Annotated in this window: 16 protein-coding genes and 1 pseudogene; 11 read left to right on the top strand and 6 right to left on the bottom strand. The window is 66.6% G+C overall.

The features are described 5' to 3' along the window. Positions 1–27: 27 nt before the first annotated feature. The 4 genes from ACIBNA_RS05190 (at position 28) to ACIBNA_RS05175 (ending at position 2,457) form a co-directional block, all read left to right on the top strand. Entirely contained in the window at positions 28–825 is a 798-nt protein-coding gene (locus tag ACIBNA_RS05190; RefSeq protein WP_399163894.1) for an alpha/beta fold hydrolase, read from the top strand. Between the two features lie 67 nt (positions 826–892). Further along, the gene (locus ACIBNA_RS05185; protein ID WP_399163893.1) at positions 893–1,384 is read left to right on the top strand and encodes a MarR family transcriptional regulator; all 492 of its coding nucleotides are present in this window, start codon (positions 893–895) and stop codon (positions 1,382–1,384) included. A gap of 76 nt (positions 1,385–1,460) precedes the next feature. Then, positions 1,461–1,859 carry a VOC family protein gene (locus ACIBNA_RS05180; RefSeq protein WP_399163892.1) on the top strand — a complete coding sequence of 133 codons (399 nt, stop codon included), beginning with the start codon at positions 1,461–1,463 and terminating at the stop codon, positions 1,857–1,859. A gap of 193 nt (positions 1,860–2,052) precedes the next feature. Further along, positions 2,053–2,457, top strand: coding sequence for a hypothetical protein (locus ACIBNA_RS05175; protein ID WP_399163891.1), 405 nt, complete (start codon positions 2,053–2,055; stop codon positions 2,455–2,457). A gap of 33 nt (positions 2,458–2,490) precedes the next feature. Here the strand turns inward: ACIBNA_RS05175 and ACIBNA_RS05170 are convergent. Further along, a pseudogene (locus ACIBNA_RS05170) lies at positions 2,491–3,168 on the bottom strand (IS5 family transposase). Between the two features lie 194 nt (positions 3,169–3,362). On the opposite strand from ACIBNA_RS05170, the gene ACIBNA_RS05165 reads away from it, so the two are divergent. From ACIBNA_RS05165 to ACIBNA_RS05150, 4 genes are all read left to right on the top strand, one after another. Next, the gene (locus ACIBNA_RS05165; protein ID WP_399163890.1) at positions 3,363–4,577 is read left to right on the top strand and encodes an MFS transporter; all 1,215 of its coding nucleotides are present in this window, start codon (positions 3,363–3,365) and stop codon (positions 4,575–4,577) included. Positions 4,578–5,192: 615 nt separating this feature from the next. Continuing rightward, positions 5,193–5,699 carry a DUF6624 domain-containing protein gene (locus tag ACIBNA_RS05160; RefSeq protein ID WP_399163889.1) on the top strand — a complete coding sequence of 169 codons (507 nt, stop codon included), beginning with the start codon at positions 5,193–5,195 and terminating at the stop codon, positions 5,697–5,699. 184 nt (positions 5,700–5,883) lie between these two features. Then, positions 5,884–7,110, top strand: coding sequence for an amidase domain-containing protein (locus tag ACIBNA_RS05155; RefSeq protein ID WP_399163888.1), 1,227 nt, complete (start codon positions 5,884–5,886; stop codon positions 7,108–7,110). A gap of 43 nt (positions 7,111–7,153) precedes the next feature. Further along, on the top strand, positions 7,154–7,567 hold the full coding sequence (locus ACIBNA_RS05150; protein WP_399163887.1) for a hypothetical protein: 414 nt from the start codon (positions 7,154–7,156) through the stop codon (positions 7,565–7,567). Positions 7,568–7,875: 308 nt separating this feature from the next. Here the strand turns inward: ACIBNA_RS05150 and ACIBNA_RS05145 are convergent, their stop codons facing one another. The 4 genes from ACIBNA_RS05145 to ACIBNA_RS05130 form a co-directional block, all read right to left on the bottom strand. Continuing rightward, the gene (locus tag ACIBNA_RS05145) at positions 7,876–9,048 is read right to left on the bottom strand and encodes a serine hydrolase domain-containing protein (RefSeq protein ID WP_399163886.1); all 1,173 of its coding nucleotides are present in this window, start codon (positions 9,046–9,048) and stop codon (positions 7,876–7,878) included. Positions 9,049–9,120: 72 nt separating this feature from the next. After that, positions 9,121–10,317, bottom strand: coding sequence for an ATP-grasp peptide maturase system methyltransferase (gene tgmC / locus ACIBNA_RS05140; RefSeq protein WP_399163885.1), 1,197 nt, complete (start codon positions 10,315–10,317; stop codon positions 9,121–9,123). Then, entirely contained in the window at positions 10,295–11,302 is a 1,008-nt protein-coding gene (tgmB, locus tag ACIBNA_RS05135) for an ATP-grasp ribosomal peptide maturase (protein ID WP_399163884.1), read from the bottom strand. The genes tgmC and tgmB overlap by 23 nt, the downstream gene beginning before the upstream one ends. A 3-nt stretch (positions 11,303–11,305) precedes the next feature. Then, positions 11,306–12,079 (bottom strand): putative ATP-grasp-modified RiPP, encoded by a 774-nt coding sequence (locus tag ACIBNA_RS05130; RefSeq protein ID WP_399163883.1) that lies wholly within the window; start codon positions 12,077–12,079, stop codon positions 11,306–11,308. A gap of 192 nt (positions 12,080–12,271) precedes the next feature. Here ACIBNA_RS05130 and ACIBNA_RS05125 point away from each other — a divergent pair, with 192 nt between their 5' ends. Beyond that, entirely contained in the window at positions 12,272–13,546 is a 1,275-nt protein-coding gene (locus tag ACIBNA_RS05125) for a transcriptional regulator (protein WP_399163882.1), read from the top strand. On the opposite strand, the gene ACIBNA_RS05120 is transcribed toward ACIBNA_RS05125, so the two are convergent. After that, complete coding sequence (locus tag ACIBNA_RS05120) at positions 13,527–14,189, bottom strand: HAD family hydrolase (protein WP_399163931.1); 663 nt, start codon at positions 14,187–14,189, stop codon at positions 13,527–13,529. The genes ACIBNA_RS05125 and ACIBNA_RS05120 overlap by 20 nt on opposite strands. 193 nt (positions 14,190–14,382) lie before the next feature. Between ACIBNA_RS05120 and ACIBNA_RS05115 the strand changes: the two genes are divergently transcribed. Both ACIBNA_RS05115 and ACIBNA_RS05110 read left to right on the top strand, forming a co-directional pair. Then, on the top strand, positions 14,383–15,912 hold the full coding sequence (locus ACIBNA_RS05115; RefSeq protein WP_399163881.1) for an ATP-binding protein: 1,530 nt from the start codon (positions 14,383–14,385) through the stop codon (positions 15,910–15,912). Further along, positions 15,912–16,928 carry a PD-(D/E)XK motif protein gene (locus ACIBNA_RS05110; RefSeq protein WP_399163880.1) on the top strand — a complete coding sequence of 339 codons (1,017 nt, stop codon included), beginning with the start codon at positions 15,912–15,914 and terminating at the stop codon, positions 16,926–16,928. Before ACIBNA_RS05115 ends, ACIBNA_RS05110 begins: the two co-directional genes overlap by 1 nt. The last annotated feature ends 20 nt before the right edge of the window (positions 16,929–16,948 follow it).

Raw genomic sequence — 16,948 nt, 5'->3', positions numbered from 1 at the left:
GGCCAAGCCGCCGACAGGAGCCGCCACTTGACCCGCACGAGGTCCGCGACCCTCACCACCCCCGACGGCACGTACCTCGCCCACAGAGACCACCACCCCGCCGGGGAACCCGCCGCCACGTTCCTCCTCCTGCACGGCCTGGCAGGCCACCAGGGCGAGTGGGACACGCTCGCCGGGCAGCTGTCGGCCGACGGCCACCGCGTGGTGACGTACGACGCCCGAGGCCACGGCGCCAGCACCCGCACCCCGGCGACCACGACCCGCGCGGCCCATGTCCAGGACGCCGTAGCCCTGATCGAGGAACTCGGCCTGGCGCCCGTGACCCTGCTGGGCCAGTCCCTCGGCGGCCACACGGCCATGCTGCTGGCCGCGGCACACCCCCACCTGGTGAACTCCCTGATCCTGGTGGAAGCGGGCCCGGCGGGCCCGGCCCCCGACCTCCCCGCGCAGATCGCGACCTGGCTGGACAGCTGGCCGACCCCCTTCAAGTCCCTCGACGAGGCGGAAGCCTTCCTGGGACACGAGGCCTGGGCGAGAAGCCTGGAGAAACGAGAAGACGGCTGGTATCCGGGGTGGGACCGCACCACGATCATCGACACGGTCGCCGAACTGGCCACCACGGCCTACTGGACCGAGTGGTCCCGCATCACCTGCCGCATCCTCCTCATCCAGGGCGAACACGGCACGATGCGCTCCGACGAACCGGCCACGATGCTCACCCACCGCCCGCACACCCGGCTCACCCGCATCCCCGACGCGGCCCACGACGTCCACCTGGACCAGCCGGACCGTCTGTACGAAGCGATCAGGGCCTTCATCGGCTGACCCTTGACCTCAACCAAACTCGAGTTCCTACGTTGATCGTGTCCAGGCAACCACGGGAGGGGAACGCGTGAGCGCGCACACGAAGGACCAGGACCTCAAGGAGTACACCCACGACGAGCTGGCCGCCCAGCCGATCGGCGCATGGACGGGCCAGGCCTACCGCCTGGTGGTAGGAGCCCTGCGTGCCCAACTGGCGGTGGAGGGCCTCACCCAGCCCCACTGGTGGACCCTCAACCACGCGGCCGGCGCCCCCGGTTCATGGACCCGCACGACCCTGACCGACCGCCTGACCCCTTACGGCGACCTGAACACCGACTTCGACGAGGTATACGACGGCCTGATCGCCCGAGGCTGGCTCACGGAGGACGCGACGGGCGCCATGACCCTGACCGAGGAGGGCGAGGCCGGCCGCCTCCGTGCCCGAGAACGCAACCTCCGCGTCCACGAGCAAACCCACCAGGGCGTCCTGCCCGCCGACTTCGTGGTGACGGTCAACGTCCTGCGCCGGATCGTCGCCAACCTGGGCGGCAACGGAAACCTTCCCGACGACGGGAAATAGTTCGACAGCGCCCCGTCTCCCCGCCCATCCTTCGGTGGCGCACCAGCGCCCCCAACCCGCCCGAGGGAGACGGCCGTTGAACCCCGCCATCCGTCACATCACTTTCGACTGCACCGGAGAGCCCTACGAACTGGCGCGTTTCTGGTCCGAGTTGCTCGGCCACCCGATCTCCGACGAGGACAAGCCCGGCGACCCCGAGGTACTGATCGAGTTCCCGAACGGCGCCCCCGGCCTCCTCTTCGTAAGCGTCGAGGAGGACAAGGCAACCAAGAACCGCATCCACTTCGACCTGCAGCCCACAGGCCGCACCCGCTCCGAGGAGGTCGAACGCGCCATGACCCTCGGCGCCCGCATCCTGACGGACCGCACCCTCCCGAACGGCAGAGGCTGGGTCGTCATGGCCGACCCCGAGGGCAACGAGTTCTGCGTCGAACGGGGAGAACTGGATCCGGTGGAGGACCGGATGGAGGACTGACGGGTCCCGGCGTACGACAACGGCGGCGGCCGGAAGAGACGAGGACGCTCAGTCCAGCGATATCCCCACGCCCGGTAAGGGGCCTGCGGCCTGGCTGCTGCTTTGCAGAGCTGTCAAGTTCATGGCAAGCTACCGAACGATGATCGACGTCTCTATTCGGCTCGCGAATAGACGTCTGGTAAATGGGGGGATAATGCTTAAGTCCAAGTTCGCCCGCGCGGTAGCAGGGGCTGCAGGTGCTGCCGCGATGGTTGTCGCGACAGCGAGTCCGGCCTTTGCCGCAAACATGCGGGTAGAAACTATCCGCGGCTACATGACTTTCACTGACGACGGTGACGTCTTCAAGCTCTGCGACACTCTGGCGGATGGCAAGGGTGTGTACGGCGCGGTTTTCTACAACTCGTACATCGCCACTAACGGCTACCAAAGAGTGATGACGATGTCCGACGGCGGTGACGCCGGATGTGGCAGTAAGGGTCACAACATCGGAAACGGTGGCAGCTATACGTTCGTTATGTGCTGGGGGCGGTATCCGACTGGTCCGTTTGAGAACGAGTTGAGTTCTCCCTGTGACTCTACTGGCGAGTTCAACGAGTAGTAGCCGGCTGGTCTTTCGTGAGGGGTCGTCGGCTTACCGACGGCCCCTATTCGGTTTGAGGAGCGCCTCGTGGATGTCGGCCCGTCTTTCCCAGCGCACCCGGAGACGTCGGAAGCCATGCAGCCAGGCGAACGTGCGCTCTACCACCCACCGGTAGACACCCAGTCCGCTGCCCTGGGGTGTGCCGCGGCGGGCGATGACGGGCAGGATTCGGCGGGCATCAACCTTGTCGCGGTAGAGGTCGTGGTCGTAGCCGCGGTCGGCGAACAGTGAGTCAGGCTTGCGGCGGGGACGGCCGACCCGGCCGCGGACTGGCGGGATGGCGTGGAGCAGCCGCAGCTAGCTGGGTAACGTCGTTGCGGTTGCCTCCGGTGAGGATGACTGCGAGAGGAGTGCCGCGCCCGTCGGTGATCAAATGGTGTTTGGAGCCGGCCCGGCCCCGGTCGACGTGCCTCATGCAGTCGTTGCCAGACTCCGGAGTCATTCCAGTCTCGTAGTCGTCTCCAACAGGTCATGCCCGACCCGAAGCCCATCTCGTGGGCAGGTACTCGCCTGAACGCCGGTGGGCCGCCCGTACAGGATGCCGCAGAGAACCTTCCGATCCGGCACGGGCTTGCGTCCCGGGTACCGGAACCGCCGTTGCTTGCGCGGCAGCAGCGGTCCGATCCGTTCCCACAGCTCATTCGACACGATCCATGGTGAAGCCCCCATGGGATCAGAATGCCCAGCCCACCCTGCGGACACCACGGCCAGGGCCAAGGCGCCTCACTGCGTTGACCGTTGTTAGCCGGAATGCGACATCACCCGTGAAGGGCAAGGGTGCAGTCGCGGATCTGCCAGCCACCTCTCGATGAGGCCTGCTGGACTGATCGCGAAACGCGCTGCCTTTCACAGGACGGGACGCCATGCAGGCAACCACTACCGCTTCAGTCAACGGCAAACTCTTACCCCCTCGGTCCCCGCTGATGGGGTGGCTGGCCGTGGTCTCGGTGATGCTGGGAATCTTCGTCATCGTCACCACCGAGATCCTGCCGATCGGTCTACTGACCTCGATCGGATCCAGTTTCACCGTCTCGGACGGGATGGCTGGACTGATGATGACCATGCCGGGCTTCCTGGCAGCGATCGCCGCTCCACTGGTCACCGTGGCCACGGCACGCTTCGATCGCCGACTGATGCTGTGCGTCTTCATGCTCTTGCTGGCACTGGCGAACTTCCTTGCCGCCGCGGCACCCGATTACTGGCTCGTACTGACCTCCCGGATCATGGTCGGGATCACGATTGGCGGCTTCTGGTCGATCGGAGCCGGGTTGGCGGAACGACTGGTGCCGCCGGCCTCGGTCGGCAGGGCAACTGCTGTGATCTTCTCTGCCGTCCCGTTGGGATCCGTCCTCGGCTTGCCGACGGGCACCCTCATCGGAGATCTCGCTGGATGGCGAACGGCCTTCACCGTCATGGGAGTTCTGACGGTCGGCGTACTGGTCATGCTGCTCTTGTTCGTGCCGCCACTTCCTCCGGTCCAGGCCACACGGCTGGGCGTGCTCAACGGCATGCTCCGCAGCGTCAACACTCGCTTCGCACTCCTGCTGACGTTCCTTGTTGTGCTGGCTCACTTCGGCACCTACACCTACGTGACACCATTTTTGGAACAGGTCACCCACGCCAGCGGTGTTCTGATCACTACATTCTTGCTGCTCTATGGTGCCGCTGGCATCCTCGGCAACTTCCTGGGCGGCGCCTGGGTGGCCCGATATCCGCGGACCGTCTTCGGGCTCGCGGCCGCCCTGATCGCCGCGGTGACCCTCCTGCTTCCAGCGTTGGGCCGCTGGGAGACCGGCGCAGTGATGCTGCTGATCGTGTGGGGCATCGCGTATGGCGCCGTACCAGTCGCGTCGCAGACCTGGTTCTCCAAGGCGGTACCGCACGCCCCGGAAGCGGCATCCGTCCTGTTCACCGCCTCTTTTCAGGCAACGATCTCGATTGGTGCACTCGTAGGGGGAGTCATCCTGGACCGCACCTCTCCGTCCGCGCTCATGTTGCTAGGTGGTTGCACCGCAGTGCTCATGGTCCTGGCAGTAGGGGCACGCCCCGTCGGGCCGGACTGCAACGAGCGGTCCTGAACACACGGAGATTCGTCCACGGATGCTTCTGTCGAACGCTGAGCGCATGGCCCTCGACCTGGCTTCCGCTCGGTCAGCCACTGACCACTCGGCTCAGGACGGCTGGCCGACGCCGGGTGGGACCGCACCACGATCGTCGATACGGTCGCCGAACTGGCCATCACGGCCTACTGGACCGAGTGGTCCCGCATCACTTGCCCCACCCTCCTCGTCCAGGGCGAACACGGCACGATGCGCCCCGACGAACCGGCCACGATGCTCACCCACCGCCCGCAGCCCCGGCTCACCCGCGGGGAGAACTGGATCCGGTTGAGGGCCGGGTGGAGGACTGACGGGTCCCGGCGTACGACAACGGCGGCGGCGGAAGAGCCGAGGACGCTCTCAGCTCAGACCGAGCCCCAGCACGTCCGCCCATCCGCTCCACGATCAGGCCTTCCATGCGCTCCCCACCCCTCAGAAAGCCAGCGGACGGTCAATGCCAGGGAGTAGTAGATCCATTATCGCGGTCCAGGGAGGCGCCTGTCGCCGTTCTCCAGAATGATCTTTACACCCGATATGCGCCCGTAAGGTTTCCGGCGACGGGCACAACGCCCCCCACCAGGACGGGAGTTGAGAGTGACGCACGACGTTGCCGCGCTGAGGGAGGAACTCACGGCCATGGCCGTAGCCGATCACGGGTCTTCGGCCCACGCGAACAGCGATGACCCCGCCGAGCAGCTGGCGTGGCGCCGGCTGACCGCACGGCACGGTGACCGGCTCAGCGAGATCATGGACGAGTACGGCTGGCCGACGGCGGAACTGGTCGGCGAGGAGGCCGCCCGCGCGGCATGGCTGATCGCCCAGCACGCCGACCGGCAGCTCGACGTCCAGCGACGCGCCCTCCACCTCATGCAGCAGGCGGTGTCGGCAGGCTCGGCCGGCCCCCGCGAGCTGGCCTTTCTACGCGACCGCACCCGGGTCAACGAGGGCCGCAAACAGATCTACGGCACACAGATCGCCGGCGTGAAGGACGGGGCACCGGTTCCGTGGCCCTGCGAGGAACCCGACCGCGTGGACGAACTCCGCGCGGAAGTCGGCATCGAGCCCTTCGACGAGTACGTCGCCAAGTTCTCTACGACCTGAGGCCGGGCAGTCCCCGGCGGGCGCACCGAGCGCCTGCGCCAAGGCTCTTCGGGTAGCGCCGGGAGCCACCGAAACGGAACCCGGACATCCAGGAACACGTGTACGAAAAGGTCTCGCCGCGCGTGGCTGGAGGTGACAGGATCCCTTCAATCGGCCTGCTGAAGGCCTGAGTTGGGGGATTTACATGAGAAACGGGAGCTACAGACGTGCCACGGCGCTGGCTCTGGGGGTGACGTTGCTGGCCGCACTGCCGTCCGCCGCGACCGCTCATGCCGCGGACAGCGCAGCCGCCCGGACCACGGCCGAGGCGGACCGCACCGTGGATGCCGAGACCACCGATGACTTCGCCACCCTCGCGGATGCCGTTCTGACCAGACGGACCTCCGCACTCCTGGACGGATCTCAGGCAGCCCGCCGTGCCACCGCGGCGCTGCCGCTGAAGGGCGAGGTGCACGTCACCAGCGGGCTGGCCCGCGCCGAGGACACCGCGACAGACGTCCTGCGTGACCGCAGAGCGCGGCTCGCCGCCCTGGACGAGGCCTACACGGCGGCCGAGACCGAGGTCGACGTGGACGAGGTGCGGGTGACCGGCGACCGGGCCACTGCTCAGGTCACCGAGACGACGATGCTCACCTACAAGAAGATCGAGGGCGAGGAGCCGCCGACCACTGGCTTCCAGGCGAGGCACGAGCTGACCTTCGTGGCAGCGCCGGACGGCACGTGGGAGCTGACCGGATTCACGCCTCTCGACGAGGAAGGGCCGGCCGCGGTCAACTCGGTGGTGGACACCGCCGGGGACAGCGGCCCCACGTCCGCCGGCGCGGCGGAGGAACCGATCGACGAGGGCGGCGAGCCGGAAACCGACGGCCCCGCACCCCAGGAGACCAAGGCGGGCAGCACCCAGCCCACCGTCCAGGCCCAGGCCAAGGTCAGCGCCACCGCGAGCTACAACTACACCGCCATGGCGAAGTACGCGGAGAAGCACTGGAAGAACTACAACTCCAACTACCGCAAGTTCAACGACGTCGGGGGCGACTGCACCAACTTCATCAGCCAGGCGCTGCGGGCGGGCGGCTGGAAGAACGACACCGGCTGGTACAAGAGCTACAAGAACTGGTGGTACAACTCCTCGAACCAGACGACGTCCTGGATCAACGTCAACTACTGGGCGTCCTTCGCTTTGCACAGCGACCGGGCCTACAACCTGGACAACGTGTACAAGCTGGGGATCGGGGACATCCTCCAGATGGACTTCAGCGGCAACCGGTCCAAGGACCACTCCATGATCACCACGTACAAGAGCAACGGAGTGCCCTACCTCACCTACCACTCGACCAACACGTACCGGAAGTCGGTGAAAAGCCTTGTGGCGCAGTACCCGCGCGCGACGTATTACGCCTTCCGCACCTGACGGGAGCGGACACCGCTCATGGCGGCGTCGCGCCGGGCTGCTCATGGCGGTGCTCTGCGCGGTACTGCTCACCGCCTGTGGCGTCGGGGACGACTCCGCGTCCGCGAAACCCGACCTGGCGGACCAGGACCGTTTCCTGCACGACTACGTAGAGTTCCTCAACACATCGGACGAGGACGGGCTGGCCGGTCTGCTCGACGCCCATCCCCAGGGCTCCAAGGACGCCCGCGCCCGGATCAAGGAGTACGGCGGACAGGACTGGGACGTTCGGTGGACGCGTGCATCTGACTTCGCGGGCGTATGGAAAGTGGATATCACCGGCACCGCAGGTACCAAGAACCGCCCCGTCCGCGTCACTGAGACCATCACCTGGGAGAAAGCGCACTGGTTGATGGCCCCGCTCCCGGGTGTCGTACCGACCCCACCGGACGCGGCGGGGACCGAACCGCCCGGGTGAGCGCAACCGAGCCCCGCCGTTTCGCCCAAGAGGCGTCGGGGGCTTGAGCAGGACAGCGATAGTGCCTTCTGAACTGGAACGACAGGGCTTCTCCAAGGCTCCTGTCGTTCCAGTAGGAAGGCACTTCTTGCTCTGCGCACGAGTGGCTCCGCGCACCCACGGCTACCACCACTCACCAGCCACCCGGCGACGGTCCCGCACCCCGCCCCAATCGGCCCCGCCGCCTCACCCCCGGAACCGCCAACCTCGGAAGAACCGGGCGGCCGTGAGTACGTCACAGCCAACGTGATGGGTACAGACCTGGTTTGCTAGGCCAGCGACTTGTGCAACGCCTCAACCAGCGACGCCGCCCGAACATCGTCGGGCCCTCCGATGATGTGGTTCATCACGTAGCCGAAGGCGATGCCGTGCTCCGGGTCGGCGAAGCCGAGTGAGCCACCTCGACCGGTGTGGCCGAACGACTTCGGACCGGCCATGGCATTGGTCTCAGTGGGCAACATGTAGCCCGAACTGAATCGGCTCGGCACCAACATCACCTGATCGACCCCGCTGACCTGCTCCGCGGTCGCGAGCGCAAGGGTCCCAGGACTGAACAGACGCACGCCGTCCACCTCACCGATCAGCGCGGCGTACATACGCGCCAGTCCGCGCGCGGTGCCGATTCCGTTGGAGGCCGGGAGCTCCGCAGCCTGCACCTCGGGCGAGTTGAAGTCGATCTCAGCCGGATCTGTGACGGCGAACGCCCTGTTGCTGAGCGAGTTCGGATCGCCCCAGGCAGCAACCAGGTCGCGGAGTTCATCGGGGATCGACTCCGGGGGAGCGGCGGTGAGGTCGACCTCGGGCTGCTTGTACTCCATCCTGCTGACCCGTTTGCGTTCGCTCGAAGGCAGCCCGATGAAGAAGTCGAGCCCCAGAGGAGCCGCGATCTCTTCGGCGAAGAAGCGCCCCGGCGTGCGGCCCGACACCCGGCGGATCACCTCACCGACCAGCCAGCCCCAAGTTCTGCCGTGATATCCGTGCGCGGTTCCCGGCGCCCACACCGGACGCTGAGCAGCCAGTGCGGCCACCATCGGCTCCCAGGCCAAGGCCTCGGACAGTGGCACCGGCCGGTCCAGAGCGACCAGGCCGCCCTGGTGAGCCAGCAGCCAACGCACCGGAAGATCCATCTTGCCGTTCGCGGCGAACTCCGGCCAGTACTCGGCCACCGGAGCGTCCAGGTCCAACGTGCCGCGCTGGACCAGCAGATGGGCCGCAGTCGCCGTCGCCCCCTTGGTCGCTGAGTAGACGAGCTGCAGAGTGTCCCGCGCCCACGGGCGACCGGTGTCGACGTCGGAGACCCCACCCCACAGGTCCACCACCGGCCGGCCATCGCGATACACAGACACCGCTGCTCCGATGTCCCCGTGCCGGGCGAAGTTCGCTGCGAACGCCTCACGCACCGGTTCGAACCCGGCCGCGACCTCACCGTGGATCGTCGTCATGCCGTCCATCCTGGCGTGCTGCGGTGTGCTCCGAGGAACAGTTATTGCGGGAGACGCCCCGTGTCAGGGCTATCAACTGAGCAGCGACAGACCAGGCATGTTCGGGTGCCGCAGGAACTGCCCACCGCCCCACACGTGCAGCGTGAACGGCTCAGGCCCCGGTCGGCCCGCGCCATCGAAGGCGTCCAGAACTCCCTCGACGCGTTCCCACAACTTCACCGGGCCGCCCTCACGTACATCCCAAACACCGTCGCCAGGCGTGAGAGTGGCTGCGGAGCCACTCACGACGTCGACCAGGTGTACCACCTCGTCAACCTTGACCAACTGGGCTCCTGAAACGGCACATTGTGCGAGAAACCGCAGATGGAACGCCTCCTCCGTCGCGGCCATGAGGCGCTCCGGGCCGTGCCGGGCCGTCCTGGGCTTGTCCGGCAGGCCGGCGGACCAGTGGGCAGGGTTGCCGAACGACGGTGCGGCATGGGTTCGGGCAGCCATGAATGAGACCGTGCCCGGCAGCAGCGCCCCCTCCGCCGTGCCGTCCCCGGCGACGGTCAGCAGGACACGGGCGTACCCGTAAAGCCATCCCGACAGGGTGAGCAGGATCTTTCCGCCTGGCCGAGTCTGGGAGAGCAGTGCGGGCGGGACGGCGCGGAAGGAGCAGGCAGCCACGATGCGGTCGAAGCGGGCCTCGGGCCAGTACCCGTACAGCCCGTCCGCCACGGCGAGGGTTGGGTTGTAGCCGCAGCCGTACAGCGCGTCTGCTGCCGACTCCAACCGCCGGGGGTCGACCTCGATGCTGGTGACATCTCCGGAGTCGAGGCGTTCGCAGGCCAGCGCCGTCGAGTAACCGGTCCCGGTACCGATCTCGAGCACCGTGTGACCCTCGGTTACTTCCGCCTCGGCCCACATGCGCACCACCAGGGACGGCAGCGTGGATGACGAGGTGGGCGCACCACCACGCCGGACGACCGGGGCCTTCCAGTCGGGCTCCGCCCCGTCGAACTGGGTGATCAGCGTCGTGTCGGAGTACGCGGCCGCCAGCCACCGCCCGTAGTCCAACTCGGCGGTGACCGGTTCCCACAACGTCAGTTCTTGCTCGTCGCGCTCGTCGGCGGGCAGGTAGAAACCGGGTACAAACCGGTGTCGCGGCACTGCTGCGACTGCCGTTCGCCAGGCCGGGTCCACCAGGCCACCGTCTCGGGCGAGGACGTCCGCCATGGCTTCGCGCAGGCGGACCGCGTCGGTCTCAGGGTCGGGGGGCATCGCCATGACCTGCTGTTTCCTTCCTTACTCCGGTGCTCAGAGTGTCGGCGAACGCCTCGGCGATGTCCGCGGCGTCCGGAAGCCAGCCCCATTGCCCGTTCGGGTTGCATTCGATGGCCCACCAGTCTTCGGGATCGTCCCCGTCCTCGGTGAGCGCGAAGTCGAAGCAGCCGAAGACCAGGCCGAAGGAGTCCAGGTACTTGTACAAAGCGGCCTCGATCGCGGGAGGGACGGCGATGGGGGCATGCGCCAGCTCGTCCCAGTCACCTCGACGCCAGTCAAGAGCTCCGTCCGGCGCGGTGATCCGCTGGGCGAAGACTCGACGGCCGACCACGGTGATCCGTACGTCCCCGCTCTTGGGGATCTCGGCCTGGAACATGTGCGCGGTCATCGCCAACGTGTCGTCGAAGGTGTCGGGTTCAACGCGTTGGGTCCAGATCGCGCCGGTGTGGCCGTCATCGCTACGGGGCAGCCCGCGGAACGTCTTGTAGATGACCCGCCCATGGTCGGCGGCGAACTTCCTGGCCGCGCCCGCCTCATTGGTCACCAGGGTGGGCGGAACCCGCAGCCCGAGCTCGGCGAATCTCTGCAACTGGACCGGCTTGTAGTCCGCACGGGTCACCGCGTGTGGATGATTCACGTACAGCGCCCCATGCAGGTCGTTCAGGATACCGCCGAGCCCGTGCCTGGCCTCGGCGACCGTGAAGTCCCGTGGCTGCTGGGGTAGGTGCTGGAAACGCGTGGTGTACGGGGTGGGGCGACGGTAGTAGACCGCGGTCACTTCCCTCACCTCCACCTCTCGGCTCGTCGTGCGCAGTCGCCCATCCCAGACAGGGGTGTCGGGGCCAAGGCGGAATCCGAAGGCCAGCTCGGGCCCGATGTCGGCGGGATCGACGCGTACGACGGGCACCTCGCGCTCGTTCAATGCCCCGATGACACGGTCCGCTGTGCAGTCTTCCAACGCGGTGATGACCAGGACAGTGGAGGTCATCGGTCAGTCCGACTCGTAGTCGGTGGTGTTGTCGTCCTGCGTCTGGGGCTGCGGATTCTGTCCGTCTCCTCCTCCGGAGACGGACGCGGTACCGGTCGTCCTCGATGTGCCGTGCTTGCCCATCTCGATCACCTGGCCCATGGCGTCCCTGTACCTCGCCGTCTGGGTGGAACCGTCCAGTACGACGGTCGCGTACGACGGCGGGCGTACGGGGAGCCGGTCGGTGACCAGCCGCATGCCCCAGGGGCGCTGAGTGGTGACAGCCGTCTTGAGCTCACCCATGTCGTGCGGACAGACCTCCGCCTCCCCGGTTAGCCGCAAACGGCCCTTCTCGACCAGGCTGACGACCGAACATGGTCGACACAAGTCGCCGGCGTATCGCGGCGGAACCACCCAGTACGTTCCCGGTGGCCGCTGTCGGTCGATGCGCGGCACTCCCAAGTAGGTGCCACGACCAAGCCACGACACGATTCCGTTGTAGGCCCAGGCGAGAACGGCATGCCCGTCGACCAGCGCGTAGTAAGTGCCACCCGCCACTCGACGGTCGTAGATGATCGCCCCTCCCAGTAACTCGCCGAGCGCAGCCGCCACTCGGTCCTGATCCTCGGACTGAACAGCGGCGTGCACGACATCGGAGGCCATGCGCACCGCTGCGAACCCCTCGCCGAGCGGAAGCAGCGCGACGCCCTGTGCGGCCCACTCCGTCCGTACGCGCTCGGGCACTGGATGCGTCCGAGCCAGCCACTCCGAGATGTCCAAGTCCTCGTGTGTGTACACGGCATGTCTCCCTGCTGTCCGTCGGTCGGTACGGCAAACAGAGTCCACTACCCAAGTCGCCAATTCGAGGACTTCAAAAGGCCATCGAAAGGACTTACAAAGGGTCTGAGTGACCCCTTGAGTGGGAAAGGGTGTGCTGTCGAGGACCTTCATGGGATGGTAGGAGCGTTGTCAGCAGGAGGAGGTGGCCCCGTGCCAAGGCCCACAGGCAACGTTCGACTCAAGGCTGCTCGGGTGGCCGCCGGCTTCAACTCGCAGCAGGACCTGGCCAACGCCCTCACCGAGCACGCGAAGGACTTGGGCATTCGCGGCCTGTCCATCGGGGTACGCCAGGTTCGCCGCTGGGAGTCGGACAATCCACCGTGGCCGCAACCGGACTGCCAGCGTGTACTCGTCCACCTGCTCGGCCAAAACATGGAGTCTCTCGGTTTCACACCCCCGTGGGGTTCGGAGGGATCGACACCCGACCCCGTCCGGCGCACGTTGGTCACCGCTGGGGCTGCCGCCTTCGGGCTGGCGATGGGGCCGGGCCGAGCCACGGCTGCATCGCAACCGGTCACCGCCGGATCGGACTTCGAGGCGGTCACCCGCTCCCACCGCCGGCTCTACTGGTCTGTCGCACCGACCAAACTGCACCCGGCCGTCCTGGCGCACGCGACGCTCGGCTGCGCCCTACTGCCGGAGACGTCGGACTCCACTCGACGCACGATCGCCGCGGCGCTGGCAGAGACCTACCTCCTTGCGGGCCGGATCGAGTTTTTCGACCTCTCCGAGCCGACCACGGCACACGACACGCTCCTCCTCGCCCTGCAAGCCGCGGGCGAAGCCGACGACCCGTTGCTCGGTTCGGCGATCATCGCGCACATGGCCTTCATCCCGGGCTGGGCGGGCGATCAGGAAGGAGCCCAGGAACGCATGATCGCGGCACGCACCTACGCGCGCCGCGCTCCTGCCTCCGCGGAATTCCTCGCGTGGCTGGACGCCGTCGAGGCCGAATGCGAGACCAGGTGCGGCAACACCCGCACCGCCCTGCACCTGATCAGCCATGCGGAGGACACCCTGGAGGCTGGCAACGAGCATCCCTCCCCATCGTGGATGGACTGGTTCTCCCCGGCGCGACTCGCGGCCTTCAAGGGCAACACCCAGCTGCTCGCTGGCCACCTCCCGCAAGCACGTGCCGCGTTGCTCCAGGCGCTCGAAGCCATGACCCCGGGTGAGGAGAAGCAACGCACGGTCGTCTACGGCGACCTGGCAGCCGTCGAGGCGGCGTCCGGCAACCCCGAAGCGGCCTGTGAGTACGCGGGCAAGGCGCTCGATCAGCTGGCGCTCACCTGGTACGCCACCGGCATGGACCGCGTCCGCGAGGTCCGTCGTGCGCTCACGCCCCACCAGCACGAGAGCTGCGTTCGCGACTTCGACGACCGCCTGTACGACTGGTCTACGACACTCAGCGCGCTGAGGCGTTGAACTCGCGCACTCGGCCGCTTAGTTCAAGCAGCCCTTCGATGCGGAAGGTCGGCAGTTCCACAGCCTCGGTGCTGTTCCACTGAATGGTGGCCCACGGTCCGCGACGCACAAGCGCTGTGTGCATGCCCGCCTGCCTGGCAGGCCTGATGTCGTTGTCACACCGGTCACCGACATAAAGGATCTCGCCGACCTCGAAGGGCACGGCGTCGGCCACCCGCTTGAAGAACTCGGGGTCGGGCTTGCTGGCGCCCCAGTTGTCGGACGTACCGATCAAGTCGACGTCGTCGGAGAACAGCGCCCGCAAGATCCCCCCGGCGCGTACGGTCTGGTTACCGGCGATACCGAGCCACAGCCCGTCGGCCCGGAGCTGCCGGAGAGCCGGCCGGACGTCCTCGTACAGATCCTCTTCCCCAAAGCTCTCCGGCTGCCCGGCAGCGGCCCGCTTCTCCCGCTCCTCATAAAGATCGAACCCGGGCCGGAACTCCTGGAACGTCTCCCGGTAGTCGCGGCCTTGGGCGATCACGGCCCCGAACATCGCATGGAAGGTGTGCCGCGGCACACCCAGCCAGTCGGCCCAAGTGCCATACTCCCGGGTCTCGTCCACGAGGCACTCACCTACGTCGAAGACCACTGCGCGAATCATGGAGGGCAGAGTACCCGCGGCGCTGCCGGCCTCGTACGTGATCATCAAGCCGAGGCTGGTCCGAGGTGCGGCAGGGAAGAGTGTTGTCCAAGTCCAAACCATGGCGCTAGCTGTCGACTACGGTTATGTCGGCGTCGCATCATGATGACGTCTGATGCACCTATAAACGGGCGCTCGTCCGATAAGGCAGGTCATGGTCAGCGAGTGGCAGTTCGAGGTCCCTACGGCGGGTAGCAAGCGCCTGCCTCCCGATGGACGCTACATGGAGGCGCTCAGCAGCCAGGGATACGGATTCGACACCGCCATCGCCGACTTGGTGGACAACTCCATCGATGCAGGGGCCGAGAACGTCGTCATTCACTTTCTGCGTGATGGGGACGAGCTCGTCAGCCTCGTGATCGTCGATGACGGCAAGGGCATGGACGAGGATGAACTCGACGTGGCCATGACCGTCGGCGGCCGTCGTGGTTACGGCAAGGGGTCGCTCGGCATGTTCGGCACCGGCCTGAAGTCGGCCTCACTCAGCCATGCCAACTCGGTCACGGTGGTCAGCCGCACAAAGCGAACCCGGCCTGCAGGTCGTCGTTGGCTCATGGAGCATGCGAAGCATGGCTTCGAGTGCGACATCATCGATCCGCACTTCGCTCAGGATTTCGTCGACTTCTACCAGGGGCGCCCGATCTACTTCCAGGGCACCATCGTCCGTTGGGACGGGGTGAAGGACTTCCCCAATCATGGTGGTGGAGGCCAAACAGACCGCTACTTGCATCGGACCGTCAACAAGCTGGGCCTGCATCTGGGCCTTCACCTGCATCGCTTCCTTGCGCGGGGCAACTTCCACATCACTATTTCGATCCAGGACGTGCGCACGGGGGTCGAATACTCGAATTACGGAGTCGAGTCGCTCGATCCATTCGGATATCCCGTCTCCGGGGATCCGGCCTATCCGAGCACCTTCACCGCCCTCGTCCCGTCCGTGGGACCGGTCGAGCTCGCAGCGCATATCTGGCCGCCGCGGTCCTCCCTAGACGAGTACAAGGCGTTCGGCGCAGTGGTGGAGCGGGAAGGGTTCTACTTCTACCGCAACGATCGCCTCGTCCAGGCAGGCGGCTGGAACAAGTTCCGCCAGCCCGAGCAACACCTCGCCTTGGCGCGCGTGGCCGTGGATCTGCCGGACGACCCCGACGGCAAGGTCTTCCGGTTGACGGTCAAGAAGGAAGGAGTGCAAGCGTCCCCGGAGTTCGTCGATGCGCTCGATTCCGCCGCAGACGATCAGGGCCGTACATTCGCCGAGTACCTCGGAAGCGCCGAGCGGGTTTACCGGGAGGCTCGCAAACGCGCCGGTGTGGAACGCAAGGCCGTCGTTCCACCCGGGCGCGGTATCGATCCGCAGGTTCGCCAGGTGATCGAGGAGGAGCTGCCCGTCCTCACACAAGAGGAGCCCCTGCAGTTTCGCTGGCAGAAGCTGTCCAACGAAAAGTTCTTCGAGATTGACCAGGAATCCCATGTACTTCTGCTCAATCAGCGCTACCGCGCCGCCCTGCTCGGTGGCCGCAGCGGTTCCCTCAACGATGCGCCCATGGTCAAGTCCCTCATCTACCTCCTCATGCAGGATGCCTTCCAGCGCGAGCGGATGGGGAGCCGCCTGAAAGACAACATCGAGTTGTGGCAGTCCGTCCTCGTCGCTGCTGCTCGTGCGGAACTCGACCGAGTGGCTGACTGATGAGCCCACGCCAGGACAGGACACTGAAGGCGGCGGGCGAGGTCCCGATATCCACGTCGATCGAGCTGCCATGGACCACGGTCGAGCATTATCTCGGCCGCGGTCTCGGCGCGAGCTATCGGCTCTCTGCCGCCGACAAGCCGCTCGTCTCGTACGAGATCGTGGACGGCGGGCGTGACATCGCCCTCCACGTCGAGCTCGGCCGCCACGGTCCGCCCCGTTCACCGTTGCCGGCCGTACGCATTGACCAGGTGGCTCACGCCGGTCGACGCATGGCACGCCTCACCACGCCCCAGCCGGAGCTGCTCCGCGACTTTCACGACCTGTTGCTGGCCGTAGCGGATCGCATCGTCTCCGGCGGGCGGAACCTGAATGAGGCCTTCGACGAGACGGTGCGCGGCTGGAGCACACTGCTGGGAAGACCGCGCGGCTTGTCACTGGAGAGACGACTGGGTCTCCATGGCGAACTCGCCGTGCTGGTCAGGATGTCCCGAGTGGTCGGATGGCGGGCGGCGCTCGACATGTGGGTGGGACCGAGAGGCGAAGAGCACGACTTCGCTCTGGGAGCAGCCGATCTCGAGATCAAGACGACCGCCTCTGAACTTCGCAAGCACACAATCCATGGTCTCGGACAGCTCTCGCCGACCCAGGGTAGGCCGCTGTGGTTCGCGTCCCTCCGCCTCACGCGAGGAGGAACCGGAGGCCGCACTTTGAAGGATTCGGTCACTGCCGCCCGTGATGCCGCTGCCGCCGAGAACGTTGCCTCCGGACGACGTTTTGACCGGCTCCTCGAATCCGCGGGCTGGGACCCGGACCAGCCGGATGACGAACGCTGGACTCCACGCGACAACCCCTTGCTACTGCGAGCTGACGACATGCCTCGCATCACAGCCACAAATCTGCCCGGCAAGACCCTGGGACGAATCAGCCACGTTGCCTACGACATCGACGTCACGGGGCTGCCGCCGGCCGAGGAGCCTCCGATCGTCGACCTTGCGGGCCTCTCGCTTCCCTGACTCGCCCATTCCCGCCCACC

Origin of the sequence: Streptomyces sp. NPDC050164, assembly GCF_044459945.1 — a bacterium.
GTDB classification, from domain to species: Bacteria; Actinomycetota; Actinomycetes; order Streptomycetales; family Streptomycetaceae; genus Streptomyces; species Streptomyces coeruleorubidus_A.
The sequence above is the reverse complement of the archived record's forward strand: the minus strand, read 5'-3'. Positions and strand labels throughout refer to the sequence as shown.